Genomic DNA, 17,847 nt, shown 5'->3' on the forward strand with positions numbered 1-17,847 from the left:
TCCCTGCCCCGTAGGAATTGAAATAAAGGGTGAATGCGCAACAACATCCCTATCGTTACGCATTCACGTGTCCTTTTTACTTATTTCATTTCTTTGTAAATCGTTTCAAGCTTGTCTTGTATCGCTTTTTCAATCTTAGCCGCATATTCGTCGAAGACGGCTTTGTCATGAGCATATGGAGATAATCCGCAAGCGCGCAGCACGGTGACTTTGCCTTCGCGTTCCCACTCTTTCTCGCTGAAGCCAAGACTTTTAACAAATGGAAGCGGGCTATTGCCATAGTCAGGAATAGCAAAATCCGTATGGGAAGTAATGAATTCGTTGTTGTATAATCCGCCTTTAACATAAGAAGCATAGTCAAAGAAATCATGGTTTAATTTATTCATTTTTTCCAAGTCGGTATTGCCTTCCTCGTTGAAAACATAGTCGACCATGTTGAAGTCGGGTTTTGTCAGCGGATATACTCGGATTGTTTTATCGCCAACTTTAAATTGTTTATTTTTCAAAAATTCGTAGAAACGATAAGAACCTTCGATGCTCGCGCCGATTAATTTACCATAGCCGGTTACGTTTAATGGCAAGACTTTATGAGCTGTCCAGACGGCTGCTGCAGTTGCGCCTGCTTTTGAGCCTTCAAGAATATAAGCGCCCAGCAATGCAGGAATGTCCGCGCCTTTCTCGAAAACATAGGTTGCAAAGTAGGAGATGGCATCGCGCATTCTGCTGTCTTTAATAACAATCGCGCCGGCAGAGTAAGGAATATATCCCATTTTGTGCGGATCGATGGTGATGGTTTCCGCTTGGTTCATCGCTTTGAACGAATTGTAAATATCTTTGGTCAGCCACTCGTTTTTCTCTGTAAACACGTTATATTTTTCATATACTTCATCGATTTTTTCGAAATCGATAAATTCATTGTGTTCGTCCAAGAAGATGGCGCGGGCATATCCGCCATAAGCGGCATCCACATGGATGTAGAAATAGATTCCTTCCTTGGCCAGCTTCTCCCGCAGCTCTACCATTTTATCAATGCGGTCCACTTGGCCTTCTTCCGTTGTTCCGATTACACCCACTACACCAAGAACCGGAATTTCTTGCGCGGCCAATTCACGAATTTTAGCTTCGAGCTTGGCAATATCCATGCGGTAATGATCATCTACATCGATAGCTTCTACGCAATCAAGCCCCGTGCCGATAATGTCGGCAGCCTTCAGCCAAGAATAATGCTTCGTTTGCGGAATCAACCATTTTCCCAATTTATTGAGGTGTTTACCGCTGCGAGCAGAGTGAGCCTTCACTTCATCAAGCTTGTCAGGAATTTGATCCATGATGGCGAGGATTTCCTCCGTCGACATATTCAATAACTCCCACTCCGATTTGCCTGCTACATATTCAGGCGCTACTTCTCTGATGGCAAGCGGCAGCGACTTCATGTTTCTTGCATACCAGAGACCTTCCAAGTTCGCGATCGAACCGTCCGCGCAAATATGTCCCCAGCCTTTTTCTTTTTCATAGCTCATAAGCGTAGCTAATTCATGTCCGACTTCTTCTTCCATTTGAGATGTGCCTGGTGAAGATTCATACGCTACGTTATTGCCATTCCATAACATGGCGGCTGTATAAGCAATAATGGAAGGCATCAACGTTTCCGAATTCATGTGTCCCCAGAAACGGCCTGCTGTGTGCCATGGCAGCGATTCTGTCCGCAGCTTGGAAGATAACTCATTAAATACGCTGCGCACATGGTCGGTAGTGTCTTGGAAGCTCTTCGAACTTTTATCATATGGAGTAATAACCGGCAAGTCTTGCGGTTGGTAGTTTTGACGCCAGCCCACATGCTCGTCCACTACTTTAAGCAGCAGTTCTTTGAATAAATCAACATTTTCACCTTTGTCACCCAGGAAGAGCGCTTTTAGATTGATCTCTGGCATTTGATAATTCATGTTCAGTTCCTCCAATATGTTCAATTTGATTGTTAACGGAATATATGAAACTTGATGTTATCTGGTTAACTAGTGATTACTCACTTTTTTTCCACTCCGGCTTTTTGCACTTGTGAATAATAAGAGCGATACCGACCATTACGATAGTAGCCCCCACTTGATAGATAATGTATCCCGTGTATTGACTAGGCTTAAGAATCGATGGCGGAATGATGCTGACCGTAATCGTGATCACAACACTTAGCAGGGATAGAATCGAGACAAACCACATTAATCCGTTGCCCTTGCTTCCCAATCGGAAAGGTCTCTCAATCTCAGGCAATTTGTAACGCAAGCGAATCGCGGAGACAGCAATTAATGCGTATACGACACAATAAAGAATGGTCGTCGTAATCGTAATGATTAGAAACGCGCTGTTGACATCCGGCACAACTACGTACAGGACAGCTACTAATGAAATAACAATCGCTTGTATCATGACAAAGGTGATTGGAATATCTTTTTTGGTTCTCTTTTGGAAAAACTTCGGCAGATTGCCTTCATCCGCAACTTTGATCATGGATTTGCTTGGTCCCAGCACCCATGCGCTCAGCTGCACTAATACCCCAATCAAAATCATGGCCGAGATAATATTGACAAAGATAGATGGTATGCCTAAATTTTCACAAAAGATAAGATAAGGCTGCGTAATATTGGCAAGCTCCAATTGCCCCTGCGGCACTGCGTTCGATACCGTCAAGCCGGCAACAAGGTTAAAAATAACGAGCAAGATAACGGAAGCAATAACGGCAATTGGATAATTGCGTTTCGGATTCTCGATATTGTTCGCATGCACGGATGAGATTTCAACACCCGCGAAGATGAAGATAATGCCCGACAAATAAGACAAGCTTCCCAATTCTCCGAAGTTCGGCACTAAATCTTTCCATTCGAAATTTCCCAAATAGCTGTTCGGCTGGATTCCGTTTTTGAACATGTACATGACACCCAAAATGACCAGTATTACAAACGGAATATAGACCCCGATAACCGAACCCAAATTACCGCAAATCTTAACCATATCGAATTTGAGATTTAATAATGTTACCCCCCAGTAAGAAATGAGGATAACCGCAAAAATAAAGTAATTGTTCGAAGACAGCTCCGGCATGTCAATGACATATCCGAACAGCACGCCTACCGTTGAAGAGACCATTACCATGCCGAAAAACATTTGGACCCATAATAACCAAGAGGTTACGAACCCCCATTTTTCACCCAAAGCCTTCTTCACCCAAACTTGAGGTCCCCCTTCTTCGGGGAATCCGGTTGAAAGCTCGGCTGACATGAGCGCAATCGGCAGTGCAAATAACACCGCTGCAACGAGCATGTAGAAGATTTGGGTCCAACCTGTAATGGAAAGCGTCGGCACACTGCGAACAGTGCCAAAGAACGCCATCGTAATACCGATTAACCCGAACAGCGTTAGTCTTTTTGAATTGGCCATAGATCTGTCCTTCTTTCTGCTATTCAATTCTTTATTTCAAACTCTCTCAAAAATTAGAGAAATAATTCACATGCATGGGGAAATGTATAACGAACGTGTTGGGTTCTTTCTCGCCTTCACCTCTCGTTACGATAATCTTGATATGCAATTGTTAATCGATTAACTTGAACAACGCCAGTTTACGCCTCTATTTTTGTTGTGTCAATCTCTTAACACCCCTTTAGTACCAAGGCTTTTCATTGATTTTCCAGAATCTAATTATTATTTACTTTAAAGCTTTTACTACTCCATTGATAAAGGCTTTAAACGATAACCGCTTTTATGGGCAAAAGCGGTTATGAATTCAACGATTAATTAATAATGTATTTATATGAATTAATATTAATGATTATAAGAAACGTGCTTATCGGTTCAGCGCTCTTTTTTTGCCATTTACATTATCCGTGCCGTCAGGCGAATAGATAAAAGTGTTGATAGGTGCAGGAGAGCGGGAGGCATACTTATGCAGACGAAGGATATGTATTGATTTGCAGCCGGGCACATGAAGAATAGGGGAATTAACCTATTTTTCTTATATTTTTCAATCAAATTTTAATGTTTCAAAATTGTTTTAATTCGAGTTGGAGTTAGGATTTGGAAATGTTTTTTTTTTAAAGAAACCGGCTCAACCAAGGGAGTCTCTGGGGCAGCTTTCCTGATTATATGGGAGATTGGTAAAAGAAGCGAAAAGGGACTAGTCCGCAGCCACTTTCATGGCTAGGGGACAGTCCCTCAATGGAAAGATTATAAAGGGTTATTAGAAGAAAAAAAAGGGTTGCTCGCTTCTGATCGCAAGCCCGGATGCCATTCCAACATCCTGTCAAATGCCCGATTCGCAATTGAATCTTCGGTATGCAATGCATCCATCTCTGGAGCAAAGCCGTTATCGAATCCGATTTGATCCATCTCATCTTTTAACAGTCTGCTGTATCCTATTAATCTTCGCGATGCAATAGGTGTGCTTTTTTTCGCGGTATTCTTGCTTTCCGCAGCTTTGTGCAACAATGATAACCCTTTTTTCATCTTCATCATAACCGCAGCAGCATCACACTTGGAATTAACGGCTTTTACCTTTACAAACAAGTTATTTTCAATATCCAATGCCTTGCTCCACATAGATAACCAGTTATCATATTTTATATAATATCTGCCTTGAAAATAACTTTTTATAGCGGGGAGCAAGATATGGATTCGGGGATAATATTCATCCCCCCGCTTCACAATATCCAGCATCCGAAAATAACCAAGTGTAGCTTGCTTTATACTCTTATACTTAAACAGCCGATTGAATCCAATTAACATATTATCAAGCTCTTGATTGATACGTTCTTCTGCCACATGTTCCATGCCCAGCTCTACTATCAACCAATTGACTTGTTTTTCTTTGTTCACTTTCGCTATCATGCAGTGGTTATAATATGCTAATTGTAACGAGCGTTTCCACGATACAAGCATGATTAACCCTCGCTTTCACTCCATGACCAATCGTTGAATACAGCTGCTCGATTACCCTAATTTCACTAGGCTGTAGTTCTTTTTGCCTTTGCGGATAATGATGAATCTGCCATCGAATGAGTTCTCCACGGTCACATCCATGTTCACATCATTTACTCGTTCGCCATTCATGGAGATGGCCCCGTTCGCAATATCTTCCCGCGCCTGGCGCTTGGAAGGCTCAATGCCTAACTCGACCAGCCATTCCACAATATTTTTCGTTTCTTTCGGCGCATGGAACGTAGGCATATCCTTAAAGCCTTGCTCGATTTCATCCGCTGTCAACGATTTAATATCTCCGCTGAATAATGCTGCCGTAATTTTCTTGACTTGAGTCAACAGTTCTTCACTGTGCACAAACTTGGTCATTTCCTCCGCCAATACTTTTTGCGCTTCACGTTTATGAGGCTCTGTTTTCACCTTGGCTTCTAATTCGTCAATCGCCGCTTTGTCTAGGAAGGTGAAGAATTTCAAGTATTTAATGACGTCACGATCATCCGTGTTGGCCCAGAACTGGTAGAATTCGAATGGCGTTGTTTTGTTGGCGTCCAACCATACGGCCCCGCCCGCCGTTTTACCGAATTTGGTTCCGTCCGCTTTTAACATTAATGGAATGGTTAATCCGAATACCTTCGCATCCGGTCCTTCTTTTCTGCGAATCAAGTCCAGACCGCTTGTGATGTTGCCCCATTGATCGGCACCGCCGATTTGCAATTGAACATCTTCTTCTGTGTATAGATGATGGAAATCCATGGACTGAAGAATTTGGTATGAAAACTCCGTGAATGAAATACCGCTATCGAGACGGCTTGCTACAATGTCTTTGGCCAGCATCGTGTTGACGCTGAAATTTTTCCCGTAGTCTCGTAAAAAGTCGATAACGTTTATTTTATGTGTCCAGTCATAGTTATTTACCATTTTCAGTTCATTGCTGCCATCTGTATCGAAGAGCTTTTTCATTTGTGCAGTGAGAGCTTCAACGTTCTTCTGCACCTGCTCTAATGTTTGCAATTGACGTTCGGTTTGACGTCCGCTTGGGTCGCCGATTGTTCCGGTCGCTCCGCCAATCAAAATAACGGGACGGTGTCCGGCCAGCTGGAAGCGTTTCATCATCATAAACGGAATTAAGTGCCCAATGTGCATACTATCGCCCGTTGGATCGACGCCGCAGTACAAAGAAATCTTCTTCTCTTTTACCAATTCGCGTAATCCTTCTGCATCTGTTTGTTGGTTGATCGCGTCGCGCCATTCGAGTTCTTCGATAATATTCATGGTTTCCAACTCCTTTGTTGTAAGTATCCTATACGTATGATAAACGCTGATAAATAAAAAAAATCGCCCCATTGTCTATCTAGACATAGGGACGATTGATTAACCGTGTTACCACCCAAATTGCATTCATAGCGCTGCAGTCGCTATAAATACCACTCTCGGCAATAGTATCGATTGCCAATCCGCTTAGCATTACCTAAGATACTCCAGAGTGTAATTCGCAAGTTTGTTTGTGCTAGGTCGCATCTCCCCTAGCTTTCTGGAAACAGTGACAAACTGCTACTGGGCTCTTTCAACGTATATCATATATAAGATTACAGAACAGTATAGTGAATAAAAGAACACTTGTCAATTAAAATAAAACTATCGTTTGTATCCCTCCTTAAAATAAAGAAGCTTGATTAGGTCGTAAATTGATGCACGATGAAGGAGGATAACAGCTGTCTCGTCGATCCTGCCCCCACTTTGCTTCTAATTTTTTCGATATGGTTTTTTACCGTTTTCTCGCTAATCATGCAATACCTCGCAAGCTCCTTGTTACTAAAGCCGTATGTAACCATAAGATGCATAATTTCGCTCTCCCGCTTCGTCAGTTGGTAACAATCGGCGAAAGAGCTAATCACATGCTCCATTGCCGTGATCGGCATGGATTGTTCGTCGTCTTCTGTACTCATACTGGTGTCCCTCTTGTGAACATTAAATTTCAGCTTTCAGCAATTCTAACTCATTTGCAAAATTGCCCGCCAATTTCCGGACTTCATCGGCCACCACATTAAATCCTCTCCCGTGTTCCCCCGCTCTCGCCGCTTCAATGGCCGCATGTAAACCAAGGAGATGGCTTTGTTCCGAAATGTCCCTCATCACATTACCCATATTATAAATTTCGAAAACCACTTTGTTCAAATCCATCACTTTGCAGTGGGCCTGCTGCTGTGATTGGGCGTGCTCCAAGCCGTCTCCGCCATCTCTATGTATTCGTTATCGATAACGCCAGAACGATAGAAAATACCACCGCTTCCTTATTAACCATGAATTAAAGTCGAGCCTAACTATTATATATCCGATGTATGGGATGTCCAACAAATATCACAATGAGGCATGATAGCATAAAAATCTGACATAGATCTAACATATCATCTCAGTCGGTTGCTCTGTGAACGATAATTATATGGGAAATCCCTTGTTCTAAAAAATAATATAAAAAAAAGCCTCACTGATATTATCATCCTACTTATAAGGAGGTAATTCCCAAGGTTTAACAACCAAAACAAGAACTTATGTTCTTGTTTTAAAATAGTGTATTTTTTTTCTGTCAATTTCAACGCTTGTTCTTAAATAAATTGCCGCTAGCAGCTTTTAGACTGCTAACGGCTGAATAGAACTAAATACTTTCTTTACGCCCCAGTTTTACAAAAAACAATAGACCTCCTGGTTAGCTGTTTTCTCCGATCAGATAGAATATTCATGAGTGCTAAATCCTGTCTAGTAAACGTTACCCCTGTTCATTTGAACTTATACTAACTCTCCGTTAACTCAGCAACACATCTGGTCTTAATCTTTTATTTTCCAGTCTCATGCTATAAGTGGACTCGGGTATTTGTATCCCCAGGAGAATACCCCATAAATTCACACCTGTTTTTGGACGAGTTCACCTTTTCTGGTCGGTGTCGTTACCAAGCCATGAGGCTGTTTGCTGGCATGATCAAATGCGTATTTTCTACGGTTTAACCTAACGTATAACCAATATAAATCAAGCCTTCCACACTAACGCCTAAAGTAGAAGTGTAACCCTTTGTCGTTAGTACACCAAAAGTTCTGCTTGTTCTTATCCAGATTATGCTTGTCTTCAAGGATAGGGTTCTCAAAATCTCAAATGGCTACCCAGAAGAAAACAAAATATGTTTTTCAATCTCTCCGTGTTTCATTTAAAGCTCCTTGCTAACATAACGCTTTTTCTGTGACTCTAAGATGTATACGTCTAATTCTTGACTAATCATAATAACTTCACTGTCAGTAAACCCCTTCTTCTGATTTACCGCTTTAACAAGTTGCTGTCTGAGGTTCTGTATCTTCTCTGTTAGTTCATCATCTAAACTGTTGTGAAAAGGTACAATTTTTTATCACCTCGCAAATACAGCTTCGATAATGGGCGCCCACGATAGCTGTGTCTTTACTGCAATTATATTGTAAGTCGTATAAAAAACGGTAATATGTTATTTAAGCAACTTTACACCTCATTAACTAAATATATCCACATAAAAAAAGTACCCTAACGGGTACTCATTACTACCAGGGGTAAACTCCATTATATAGAGATTGCTTTAGGGAGCCGAACGAGAGGCATGCGGACAAGGTAGGCCGGATCAATCTTTATTTTCCCAAACTGATCATTTGTACGGCCACTTTTTTGTATTCAGTCTAATACTTTCCGCTTATAAGTGACAATTGTAATGCCCATATAATCGCGTCAAATCAAGATTGTCTAAAACTGTATTTTCTTCTGACATAGGGGGTTCATGTACGGTATCGAGTTGGATTTTTCTTCGAGTTTCAGGAGTTCATTGATGGTGGGGAAGTTATTTTAACAGACTCTCTGCTGAGTCTCTTTCCAATACCCTTATATATATTTCTATATTATTTTCAAATAGTTTCACACGAACGCCAAACTTTTTTACCGATGGATATTAGTTTGGTTTCCATTCGGGGTTTCCACCTGAATATGCGGTTACATCTGATGATTCAGCATTAACCGAAATTGGGGTGAAAATTAAATACAAAGAGATGAAAAGAACAACCATGGAATACAACTTTTTTTTCATACCTCATTACTCCTCCCTTTTAGTCTTAACTCATCATATAGCAAATCAATTTTACTGATGGTTTCAACGTTTATGAGGCTAGTATTATTCAGGAGTTCTTTGGACACAAAACTTAGGTTCTCAAATGCTTCATCAAATTTTGATATACTAGCGTATTCTAGTGTGCTCCTATATAAGCTTTCAAAAGAACCCTCTATATCATCTCCAATAAGAGTTTTACCTTTGAGTCGGTAATAGTAAGCTATATTTAATTGTGTGATAGGTGTTGTCACTGGAATATTGTTGATTTTATCCTCATAAGAAAAAAGTTGTCGAGCAGCATGCACATCATTGTTTTGGAGGTATATTTCGAATAGCCTAGTTATAATAATGATGAAGTTTCTGTCAGTTACATTTGGTAATAATTGATTTAGCTGATCAATTGCCATGTTCATGTTTCCTGTCCTGCTATTGACTAACGCATTTGTAACTTTTTTATTTTCTTCAACACCAGGTATGTTATAGTTGCCATAATCTTTTAAAAAGGCCTCCCACTTTTCATGATCACCCAGACAATCATATGCAAGACCCGTTAAATAGAGAGCGTTTGCTTTTATTTTACTCTTAGTGTTATCGTTTTTAATTACGTACTCGCATAAGTCAATGCATTCCTCGTACTTCATTAAATTGTATGCATGGACACCAAGTTTATAATGAAGTGTAAGGGCTTCTTCATTCGACAGAAAAGTTGTGTAATGCACGATATGTTGCCCCGCCTGATATATAGCCTCTAATTTGCTGAAATCGTCTCGTTTGATCAAATAGGCTTGCAAAAGACCTTTTGCAAGAAATGGCATGATTCCATGGTCACGTGAGTAATTAATGATTAGCATGTACAAAGATAACTTAATCCTTTTATCTTTTAGCCCGTTAACAAAGCTGTAAAGGCGCTCAATAAGAATTTGGCTGTCTTCATTTGGGGATTCTAAGAACTTTAAACCTACTTTATAGACAAGTTCTTCATTTCCTGTTTCTTGAATGACATCTTGCAAAATGCTTTGTAGGGAGTCCGCCCTATTATCAATTTCAATGTAAAGTTCGATGAGCTTTGCAAAGGGAATCTTTAACGCTGTCGCTAATGGACGGACTGTTGTAAATTCCGGTCTCTTGACGTCTCCATTTTCAATCTTTGATATGGTTCCTTTGTGGATGCCTGTCAATTCCGATAATTGCGATAACGTCATGCCAGCTTCACGCCTGTGATGGTGAATCAAGTCCCCAATTGTATGAATAATATCATTCACTCATACCCGCACCTTCCTCTTGGTTTCAGAATAATTGACCACCTATATTTTACCATGATCTTCACAGAATTAAAATAATACTTAACGTTTTAACCATTTTGTTGAAGTAATAGTGGCAGTTCAACTTGCTTACGCTATGTGTCCGCTAGGCACGCACTGGAGCGAAGCCAAAGCAATCCTGTCGGAAGCCGGCCTGTGTTTTACGCTTGCGGCGGAGGAGACAAATTTTGGGTATGAATAAACAGACAAAAAAGTGCATGAAAGCAGACCTTTTTACAAGCCTGTTTCCATGCACTTTGATAGTTAAGCTTTATTTCGTGCCTGCATCAATTTCCTTCACCATTTCCGAAACGGAGAGCAGTCCGCCGCCAGACAGATACCAGAAGCTCGGATCCAGATAGACGATATTGCCGTCTTTGAATGCTTTCGTATTTTTGACCAGTTCATTTTCAACGACTTGCTTCGCAGACGATTCGCCGCCGATTGCTGCGCCTCTATCTACAACGAACAGATAGTCCGGATTTTTTTCCACGATATATTCAAAGGAAATGGACTTGCCGTGTGTAGACACTTCAATGTTGTTATCTACCGGAGTATAGCCGAATACGTCATGGATGATGCCGAATCGGGAACCTGCTCCGTATGCGCTGATTTTACCGTCGTTCGCCAAAATGATAAGCGCGTTTTTATTGTTTGCCGTCACTTTATCATTTAGCTTTTTAATGGATTCGTCGATGCTGGCCAGCTCTGTTTTCACTTCTTCTTCTTTGCCGAAAATTTGGCCGATCGTTGTTGCATTCTCTTTAAAGGATTCCATGTAACGCGCCGTATCGACACCCAAGTAAATCGTCGGGGCAATTTTCGTGAATTCTTCATACATGTTGGATTGTCTGCCGGAAATGATAATCAAATCCGGTGCCAGCTCATTGATTTTCTCGAAATCAGGCTCTTTCAAGCTGCCGACATTCGTATATTTGTCGTCTTCGAATTTGGAAAGATACGGCGGCAAGCTGCCTTTCGGCATCGCAGCTACTTCGATTCCCAATTTATCCAATGAATCCAATGTGCCAAAGTCAAATACGACGATCTTCGAAGGATTTTTCTTTACCTTCGTTTCCCCTAACTCATGCTTAATCGTAAGCTCTTCAGCCGGTTGGTTCGTTGCCGCTGCGTTGGACGCATCGCCTTTTGATTCCTTTTGCCCGCAAGCCGCCACTACCGTGACCAGCATGGCAATTATGAGAAACATGACTGTCTTTTTCATTTTTCCACCTCGATAATTTTTTTTTGATGCTGTTCGCATCGTGACCCTTTTGAAATAGTTGATGCATATATGCCATTTCAACGAATACCGGTGCGGTATCATTGAAAGTTGTAACCAGCGTTAAGATTAAGCGAAATAGACACAGATCTTATTGTCATTGACATCTTCGATCTGAATGTCCATATCATATATTTCCTGCAATACGGACGGAACAATAATCTCTTCGGTCGTGCCTTCTCTAACGACTCTGCCGTTCTTGAGCGCAACGATATAATCCGAATAACAGGAAGCAAAATTAATATCATGGATGACGATAACGATCGTCTTGCCAAGCTCATCCACCAGTCTCCGCAAAATTTTCATGATTTGCACGGAATGCTTCATGTCCAAATTGTTCAGAGGCTCATCCAGAAGGATATACTCCGTATTTTGGGCGATGACCATGGCGATGTAGGCCCGCTGCTTCTGGCCGCCGCTTAGTTGGTCCAGGTATTTATGCTCTATATCCTTGAGATCCATATATTCAATCGCTTCATCGACATATTTCCAGTCCTCTGCCGTCAGTCTGCCTTGCGAATATGGGAATCGACCGAAGGATACAAGTTCCCGAATCGTCAAGCGGAGATTGATATGGTTGGACTGCTTCAGGATCGATATTTTTTTCGCCAGATCGTTGCTCTTGCATTGACTGATGTCCTGCTCATCGATGTAAATGTCCCCCTCATCCTTCGAAATCAGGCGGCTGATCATCGACAGCAGCGTGCTCTTCCCGGCCCCGTTCGGACCGATAAAGGAGGTGATTTTGCCCTTCTCTATCGTAACGGACACCCGCTCCACCACGTTTTTGCTTCCATATTGCTTCGAGACATTTCTTACTTCTACCACGATTTATTCTCCTTTAATAGAAGATAGATGAAGTAACCTCCGCCGACGAAATTGATAATGACGCTCAAGGTTGTGGAGAAGGTAAACACTCTTTCCACAATCAACTGTCCTCCGACTAACGCAATGATGCTGATGAGGACGGAACCTAAAATCAAAAACTTATGCTGATACGTCTTCAAAAACTCATACGTCACGTTCACGACGAGCAGCCCCAGGAACGTGATGGGACCGACCAGTGCCGTTGAGATGGATATGAGTATCGCGACGACGATCAGCAGCCGTTTGACCACGTAATCATAATCGACGCCCAGGTTGATGGCCTGCTCTCTTCCCAGCGACAGCACATCCAAGTACTTGGTGAATCGCATGAAATACAACGATACGAGCAGCACCGCGATGATGGCGATAATAAGCAGATCGGTTTTGATATTGTTGAAGCTGGCGAACATCTTATCCTGCACGACGGCGAACTCATTCGGATCGATGAGCACCTGCATGAACGTGGACAGGCTTCCGAACAAGGTGCCGAAAATCAATCCGATTAACAACAAGAAATAAATATTTTGATCTTCGCGTTTGAAAATGACTTTGTATAAAATACTTGAAAAGAGAACCATAAGGCCAACGGAAATGATAAAGTTGATATTGCTGTTCGTTATCGTTGCATTCATCGAGCCGAATACGAAAATGACGAACGTCTGGATTAACATATATAGCGAATCCAAGCCTAAAATGCTCGGCGTCAGTATGCGGTTGTTCGTTATGGTCTGGAATACGGTCGTCGCAAAAGCGATGCAGCCCCCGGTCAAAATGATGGCGAGCACCTTCATGCCTCTTCGTGGAAGGACATAACCCCAGTTGGTTCCGATTTTGAAAAATACAAATACGGCAATCAACGCGACGGCAATGGCGGCGAGCGCTCCCAGTTTTCCTTTATAGCCCATGCGCCCTTCTCCTCATCAGTAAGTAAACGAAAATAGCACTGCCTATGATACCGACGGTCAAGCTAATCGAAATCTCATACGGATAAATAATGATTCGACCGAGTATATCACAGAACAAGACGAATACGGCCCCAAGCAGAGCGGTATGAGAAAGGCTGTTCTTCAAATGATCCCCTTGGTATATGGACACGATGTTCGGCACAATCAAGCCCAGAAACGGGATCGTCCCTACCGTCAACACAACGGAGGAGGTCACCAGAGCTACGATTACCAAGCCGATATTCACGACCCGCTTGTAATTCAACCCCAAGTTCTTGGAGAAATCCTCGCCCATTCCGGCAACCGTAAATTTATTGGCGTACAGGTAAGCAATCACGATGAGCGGAATGCTGATATACATCAGCTCGTACCGCCCCTTCAGAATCATGGAGAAATCGCCCTGCAGCCATGAGGACATATTCTGAATCAAATCGTACTTATATGCGAAAAAGGTAGAAATCGAACTGATAATGTTGCCGAACATCAACCCGACAAGCGGAATGAAGATCGTATCTTTGAACTTGATCTTGTCCAGTATCTTCATGAATACGAAAGTTCCAAGCAAGGCAAATACGAAGGCGACAATCATCTTCACCAGCGGGCTTGCGCTCGTAAATAACATCAAAGATACGAGAATGCCCAGCCTGGCCGAATCCAACGTGCCGGCCGTTGTCGGCGACACGAACTTATTGCGGCTTAACTGCTGCATGATCAAGCCGCAGATGCTCATGCTGACGCCTGCAAGAATAATGCTGATGAGGCGCGGAAGCCTGCTGACGAGCAAAATTTGTGCTTGGTCATCCGATAATGTGAACAGATCCAGCGGCGTAATGTCCTTGACCCCGATAAAAATCGAAGCAAATGAAAAAATAATGAGGGCGATAACCAAGTATCTTATTTTCATGACTCTTCCTTTTTGAGGAGTTTGTATTCTGCTTATGTAGCAACTGAAACATAGGTAAATAAGAGTAGTAATGAGATTCATTATCATTCAACTCAAAGAGTATTGTAGCCTACCTAATAACGAGTGTCAAGGATAATGATAATTATTATCATTGGAAAATAATAATACTACCACCGCATCGTGTTTGGCGGTTCTACGGCTGCAAAATATTAGTAAGTTGAACATTCCATTTTCTGCTATAATACATCTAATCGTTTACCGTTAATCGACATCACCCCATATTTTTCGACCTCCACGATGGTTAGGACATGCTTGCCGGCACCCCCGACATGAAGCAAAATCCAAGGCGATCTATTGAAGTATAACACAGCCAAGAGAGGCTTCAGATTTGAATTCACAGGCTACCTATTTTATGGGAGGCGGTAATTATGAAAAATGAGGCGGCAGGCAGCAAGCCGAATATCGTATTCGTGTTGACGGACGATCAAGGAGCATGGGCTATGGGATGTGCCGGAAATCATGAAATTCACACGCCGAACCTCGACCAGATTGCTGCGCAGGGAGTCCGGTTCGCCAACTTCTTCTGCACCTCACCCGTCTGTTCCCCTGCGCGGGCATCGCTGTTCACGGGCCGCATTCCGTCGCAGCACGGCGTCCACGACTGGATCCGGGAAGGGAATATCGGCCCGGATGCGACTCCGTATTTGGCAGGCCAGACTGCCTTCACCGAAATTTTGGCGGAGAACGGTTATGTCTGCGGCATCAGCGGGAAATGGCATCTCGGTGACAGCATGACACCGCAAAAGGGCTTCACCCACTGGTTCGTTCACCAGACCGGAGGGAGTCCCTATTACAATGCGCCAATGGTGAGGGAAGGGGAGCTCGTCTGCGAGAAAGGCTACATTACCGATGTCATTACGGATGATGCGCTGCAGTTTCTGGAATGGCAGGACGGCTCGCGGCCTTTTTATTTGAGCGTTCATTATACAGCGCCGCACAGCCCTTGGATTGGGAACCATCCGAAAGCCTACACCGATCTGTACGCTGACTGTCCGTTCGAGACGTGTCCGCAAGAGCCCGAACACCCTTGGCGAATCCCGGCCGTTCCTGGACCAGAGAACCCGCGGGAGAATGCTATCGGCTATTACGCCGCCATCACGGCGCTGGATGCCAACGTAGGCCGGATTCTCCACAAGCTCGACGAGAAAGGTTTACGGGACAATACGCTCGTCATCTTCATGAGCGACAACGGGTTCAACACGGGGCATCACGGCATATGGGGCAAAGGCAACGGCACGTTCCCGCAAAATATGTACGACACCTCTGTCAAGGTTCCCGCGCTGTTCAGTCATAACGGGCGAATCCCGCTCGGCATCGTCTGCGAGCAGCTGGTGAGCGGGTATGATTTTATGCCCACACTGCTCGATTATGTCGGCTTGACGCACGACGAGGCCGGGCGGCTCCCGGGGAGCAGCTTCCTCCCGCTTCTGCTCGGGGAAGAGATGAAGGAGCGGGACAATATCGTCATCTACGACGAATATGGGCCGGTTCGCATGATTCGGAGCAAGGAGTGGAAGTATGTTCACCGCTATCCCTACGGCCCGCACGAGCTGTATCATCTGGCAGCCGATCCGGGAGAGCGCAGCAATCTGATAGATGATCCGGACTATTGCCGCCAAGCGGCCACGATGAAGGCTCAGCTCGAAGCCTGGTTCCACCGTTATGTCGACCCTGCCTTGGACGGGACGAAGGAGGCCGTCTACGGCTCCGGACAATTGCGTCTGGCCGGTCTCGCTAGCCGCGGCGAGAAGGTGTACGAAGAGCAATGAAACGGACCCTGGATTCCCTGGATATCCCGCATTTTCTCCAGAGAATTCAGGGTCTATCAAGCCGCAATTCCGCTTCCGTAATGACAGGCAGGCTGATCGTAAAGGCAGTCCCTTGCTGCGGCAAGCTCTCCACCGATATGCTTCCGCCATGGTTGTCAATAATATTGTAGCTGACCATCAGGCCAAGGCCCGTTCCCGAATCCTTCGTCGTATAGAAGGGCTGCCCGAGCATCTCCAGCTTGTCCCGAATGGAATTTCCTCGTTCACGAATCAACCTTTTTCCAAAAATGCTGGGGAGGAGGTATTTCCCCAGGAGGCAGGCAAGAGAATGTGGCGCGAAGGGGGAGAACTGCAATTGTGCAGTTATTTTTGCGGAAATCCGGCTTTTTCGGCCCATCAAGTGCAATTGCGCAGTTAAAATCGCATGTTTTACCATTATTTATGAGGTTGCGTGAAAATAAACTGCACTTTTGCAGTCCAGAACCTTGAATGGCAAGAGCCAGGGCCAAGCAAATGCACAATTGCAGTAGGAGCGTCGTTGCTAATGCGTTTTTGAAAGAACTGTTTAACAGAACGGCGTGACAGTGCCTATTGAAAGGGCTTCCGGGATAACTGAGAACCGTCATTGACGGCTGACGCAATCTGTGCAAAGGTAGGAAGCATAGGACGATATCCATGCAATCAGTCGGGGGGTGCAATGATGATGCAGATACAAGCTTCGCTAACCGTCATGTCATACAATATTCAGCATGGCCGCGGAATGGATGACCGGTACGATCCGGTCCGGATTGCGAATGTCATTCGTGATTCCGGCGCGGATATTATCGGTCTGCAGGAGGTTGATCGCCACTTCGCAGACCGGAGCAACTACGAAGATACGATTGCCGTATTGGCCGGGCATTTGGAGATGAATTACGCCTATGGCGCCAACTTGGATTGGGCCCCCGAGCCGGGACGCAGCGAGCGGCGTCAATACGGGATAGCCGTGTTAAGCAAATTCCCGATCGTGATGCAGCGCCATTACCTGCTGAACAGCTTCGGCAACGAACAGCGCGGACTGCTGGAGACGGAGATCGACGTTAAAGGGACCCGGCTGTTTTTCTATGCGGCCCACCTCGGCTTGGAAGAAAACGAACGGATGGCGCAAACAGAGAAAATTCTCGAAATTGCCGCGGCACGAGCAGGTTCTGCCATTGTCGCGGGCGACTTCAATGCTTATCCGGACGGTCCGGAGATTACGAACATGACCCGGGAATTCCGCAATGTGTTCGCCGATGTTCCGATGGCATATACGTATCCGGCCGGCAATGCGGCTGAAACGATCGACTACATCCTCATTGGCAGCGAGGTTTTCATCGGAGAGCGGCGCGAGGTTATCCAGACGTTGGCGTCAGATCACTACCCTATCGCTGCAAGCTTGTCGTTATCGCGGAGACGGTAGCACGCTAAGGAGCGCCGCGGCTCTCCAAGCGGGAATCAATCCCCCGCGAGGGGCGCTCCTTTTTTCGGCTTCCATCCCATATTCATCCAAGCATGCACTCGACCATCAGTCGGTGCCAGTTGATATTTACCCTATCGTATCCTGATATGTTCAGCACCCTTTTGCGGCTGACCTGCCAAGAACACGATGCAGCATAGCATCAATG

At 44.2% G+C, this 17,847-nt stretch carries 15 protein-coding genes and 1 other annotated feature; of the genes, 2 read left to right on the forward strand and 13 right to left on the reverse strand.

Features of this window, described 5'->3' with window-relative positions; all coding sequences use genetic code 11:
* Positions 1-80: 80 nt before the first annotated feature.
* The 12 genes from tdc to JSQ80_RS06895 form a co-directional block, all read right to left on the reverse strand.
* A complete protein-coding gene (tdc, locus tag JSQ80_RS06840; protein ID WP_206094823.1) occupies positions 81-1,943 on the reverse strand; it encodes a tyrosine decarboxylase in 1,863 nt (620 codons plus the stop codon).
* 76 nt (positions 1,944-2,019) lie between these two features.
* Positions 2,020-3,429, reverse strand: a complete 1,410-nt coding sequence (gene tyrP, locus JSQ80_RS06845; protein WP_087431941.1) for a tyrosine-tyramine antiporter — start codon at positions 3,427-3,429, stop codon at positions 2,020-2,022.
* A 783-nt stretch (positions 3,430-4,212) separates the two neighbouring features.
* On the reverse strand, positions 4,213-4,923 hold the full coding sequence (locus tag JSQ80_RS06850; RefSeq protein ID WP_206094824.1) for a protein rep: 711 nt from the start codon (positions 4,921-4,923) through the stop codon (positions 4,213-4,215).
* A 51-nt stretch (positions 4,924-4,974) separates the two neighbouring features.
* A complete protein-coding gene (gene tyrS, locus JSQ80_RS06855) occupies positions 4,975-6,234 on the reverse strand; it encodes a tyrosine--tRNA ligase (protein WP_087431939.1) in 1,260 nt (419 codons plus the stop codon).
* Positions 6,235-6,318: 84 nt separating this feature from the next.
* Positions 6,319-6,539, reverse strand: a binding site (T-box leader).
* Between the two features lie 96 nt (positions 6,540-6,635).
* Positions 6,636-6,908 carry a helix-turn-helix transcriptional regulator gene (locus tag JSQ80_RS06860; RefSeq protein ID WP_206094825.1) on the reverse strand — a complete coding sequence of 91 codons (273 nt, stop codon included), beginning with the start codon at positions 6,906-6,908 and terminating at the stop codon, positions 6,636-6,638.
* Between the two features lie 22 nt (positions 6,909-6,930).
* Positions 6,931-7,185, reverse strand: coding sequence for a methyl-accepting chemotaxis protein (locus JSQ80_RS29440; RefSeq protein WP_272491086.1), 255 nt, complete (start codon positions 7,183-7,185; stop codon positions 6,931-6,933).
* Positions 7,186-8,159: 974 nt separating this feature from the next.
* The gene (locus JSQ80_RS28960; protein ID WP_206097503.1) at positions 8,160-8,348 is read right to left on the reverse strand and encodes a Spo0E family sporulation regulatory protein-aspartic acid phosphatase; all 189 of its coding nucleotides are present in this window, start codon (positions 8,346-8,348) and stop codon (positions 8,160-8,162) included.
* 701 nt (positions 8,349-9,049) lie between these two features.
* A complete protein-coding gene (locus JSQ80_RS06875) occupies positions 9,050-10,336 on the reverse strand; it encodes a helix-turn-helix domain-containing protein (protein ID WP_206094826.1) in 1,287 nt (428 codons plus the stop codon).
* Positions 10,337-10,646: 310 nt separating this feature from the next.
* Positions 10,647-11,600, reverse strand: a complete 954-nt coding sequence (locus tag JSQ80_RS06880) for a siderophore ABC transporter substrate-binding protein (protein WP_087431936.1) — start codon at positions 11,598-11,600, stop codon at positions 10,647-10,649.
* Positions 11,601-11,726: 126 nt separating this feature from the next.
* Complete coding sequence (locus JSQ80_RS06885) at positions 11,727-12,485, reverse strand: iron ABC transporter ATP-binding protein (protein ID WP_087431935.1); 759 nt, start codon at positions 12,483-12,485, stop codon at positions 11,727-11,729.
* Positions 12,479-13,429, reverse strand: coding sequence for an iron chelate uptake ABC transporter family permease subunit (locus JSQ80_RS06890; protein WP_206094827.1), 951 nt, complete (start codon positions 13,427-13,429; stop codon positions 12,479-12,481). Before JSQ80_RS06890 ends, JSQ80_RS06885 begins: the two co-directional genes overlap by 7 nt.
* Entirely contained in the window at positions 13,419-14,372 is a 954-nt protein-coding gene (locus JSQ80_RS06895) for an ABC transporter permease (RefSeq protein ID WP_087431933.1), read from the reverse strand. Before JSQ80_RS06895 ends, JSQ80_RS06890 begins: the two co-directional genes overlap by 11 nt.
* 428 nt (positions 14,373-14,800) lie before the next feature.
* On the opposite strand from JSQ80_RS06895, the gene JSQ80_RS06900 reads away from it, so the two are divergent.
* Complete coding sequence (locus tag JSQ80_RS06900) at positions 14,801-16,201, forward strand: sulfatase-like hydrolase/transferase (RefSeq protein WP_206094828.1); 1,401 nt, start codon at positions 14,801-14,803, stop codon at positions 16,199-16,201.
* A gap of 46 nt (positions 16,202-16,247) precedes the next feature.
* On the opposite strand, the gene JSQ80_RS06905 is transcribed toward JSQ80_RS06900, so the two are convergent.
* A complete protein-coding gene (locus tag JSQ80_RS06905; protein WP_272491087.1) occupies positions 16,248-16,475 on the reverse strand; it encodes an ATP-binding protein in 228 nt (75 codons plus the stop codon).
* Positions 16,476-16,898: 423 nt separating this feature from the next.
* On the opposite strand from JSQ80_RS06905, the gene JSQ80_RS06910 reads away from it, so the two are divergent.
* Complete coding sequence (locus tag JSQ80_RS06910) at positions 16,899-17,642, forward strand: endonuclease/exonuclease/phosphatase family protein (protein WP_240463581.1); 744 nt, start codon at positions 16,899-16,901, stop codon at positions 17,640-17,642.
* Positions 17,643-17,847: the final 205 nt, after the last annotated feature.

The sequence above is a fragment of the Paenibacillus apiarius genome (genome assembly GCF_017052585.1).
Taxonomy (GTDB): Bacteria; Bacillota; Bacilli; order Paenibacillales; family Paenibacillaceae; genus Paenibacillus_B; species Paenibacillus_B apiarius.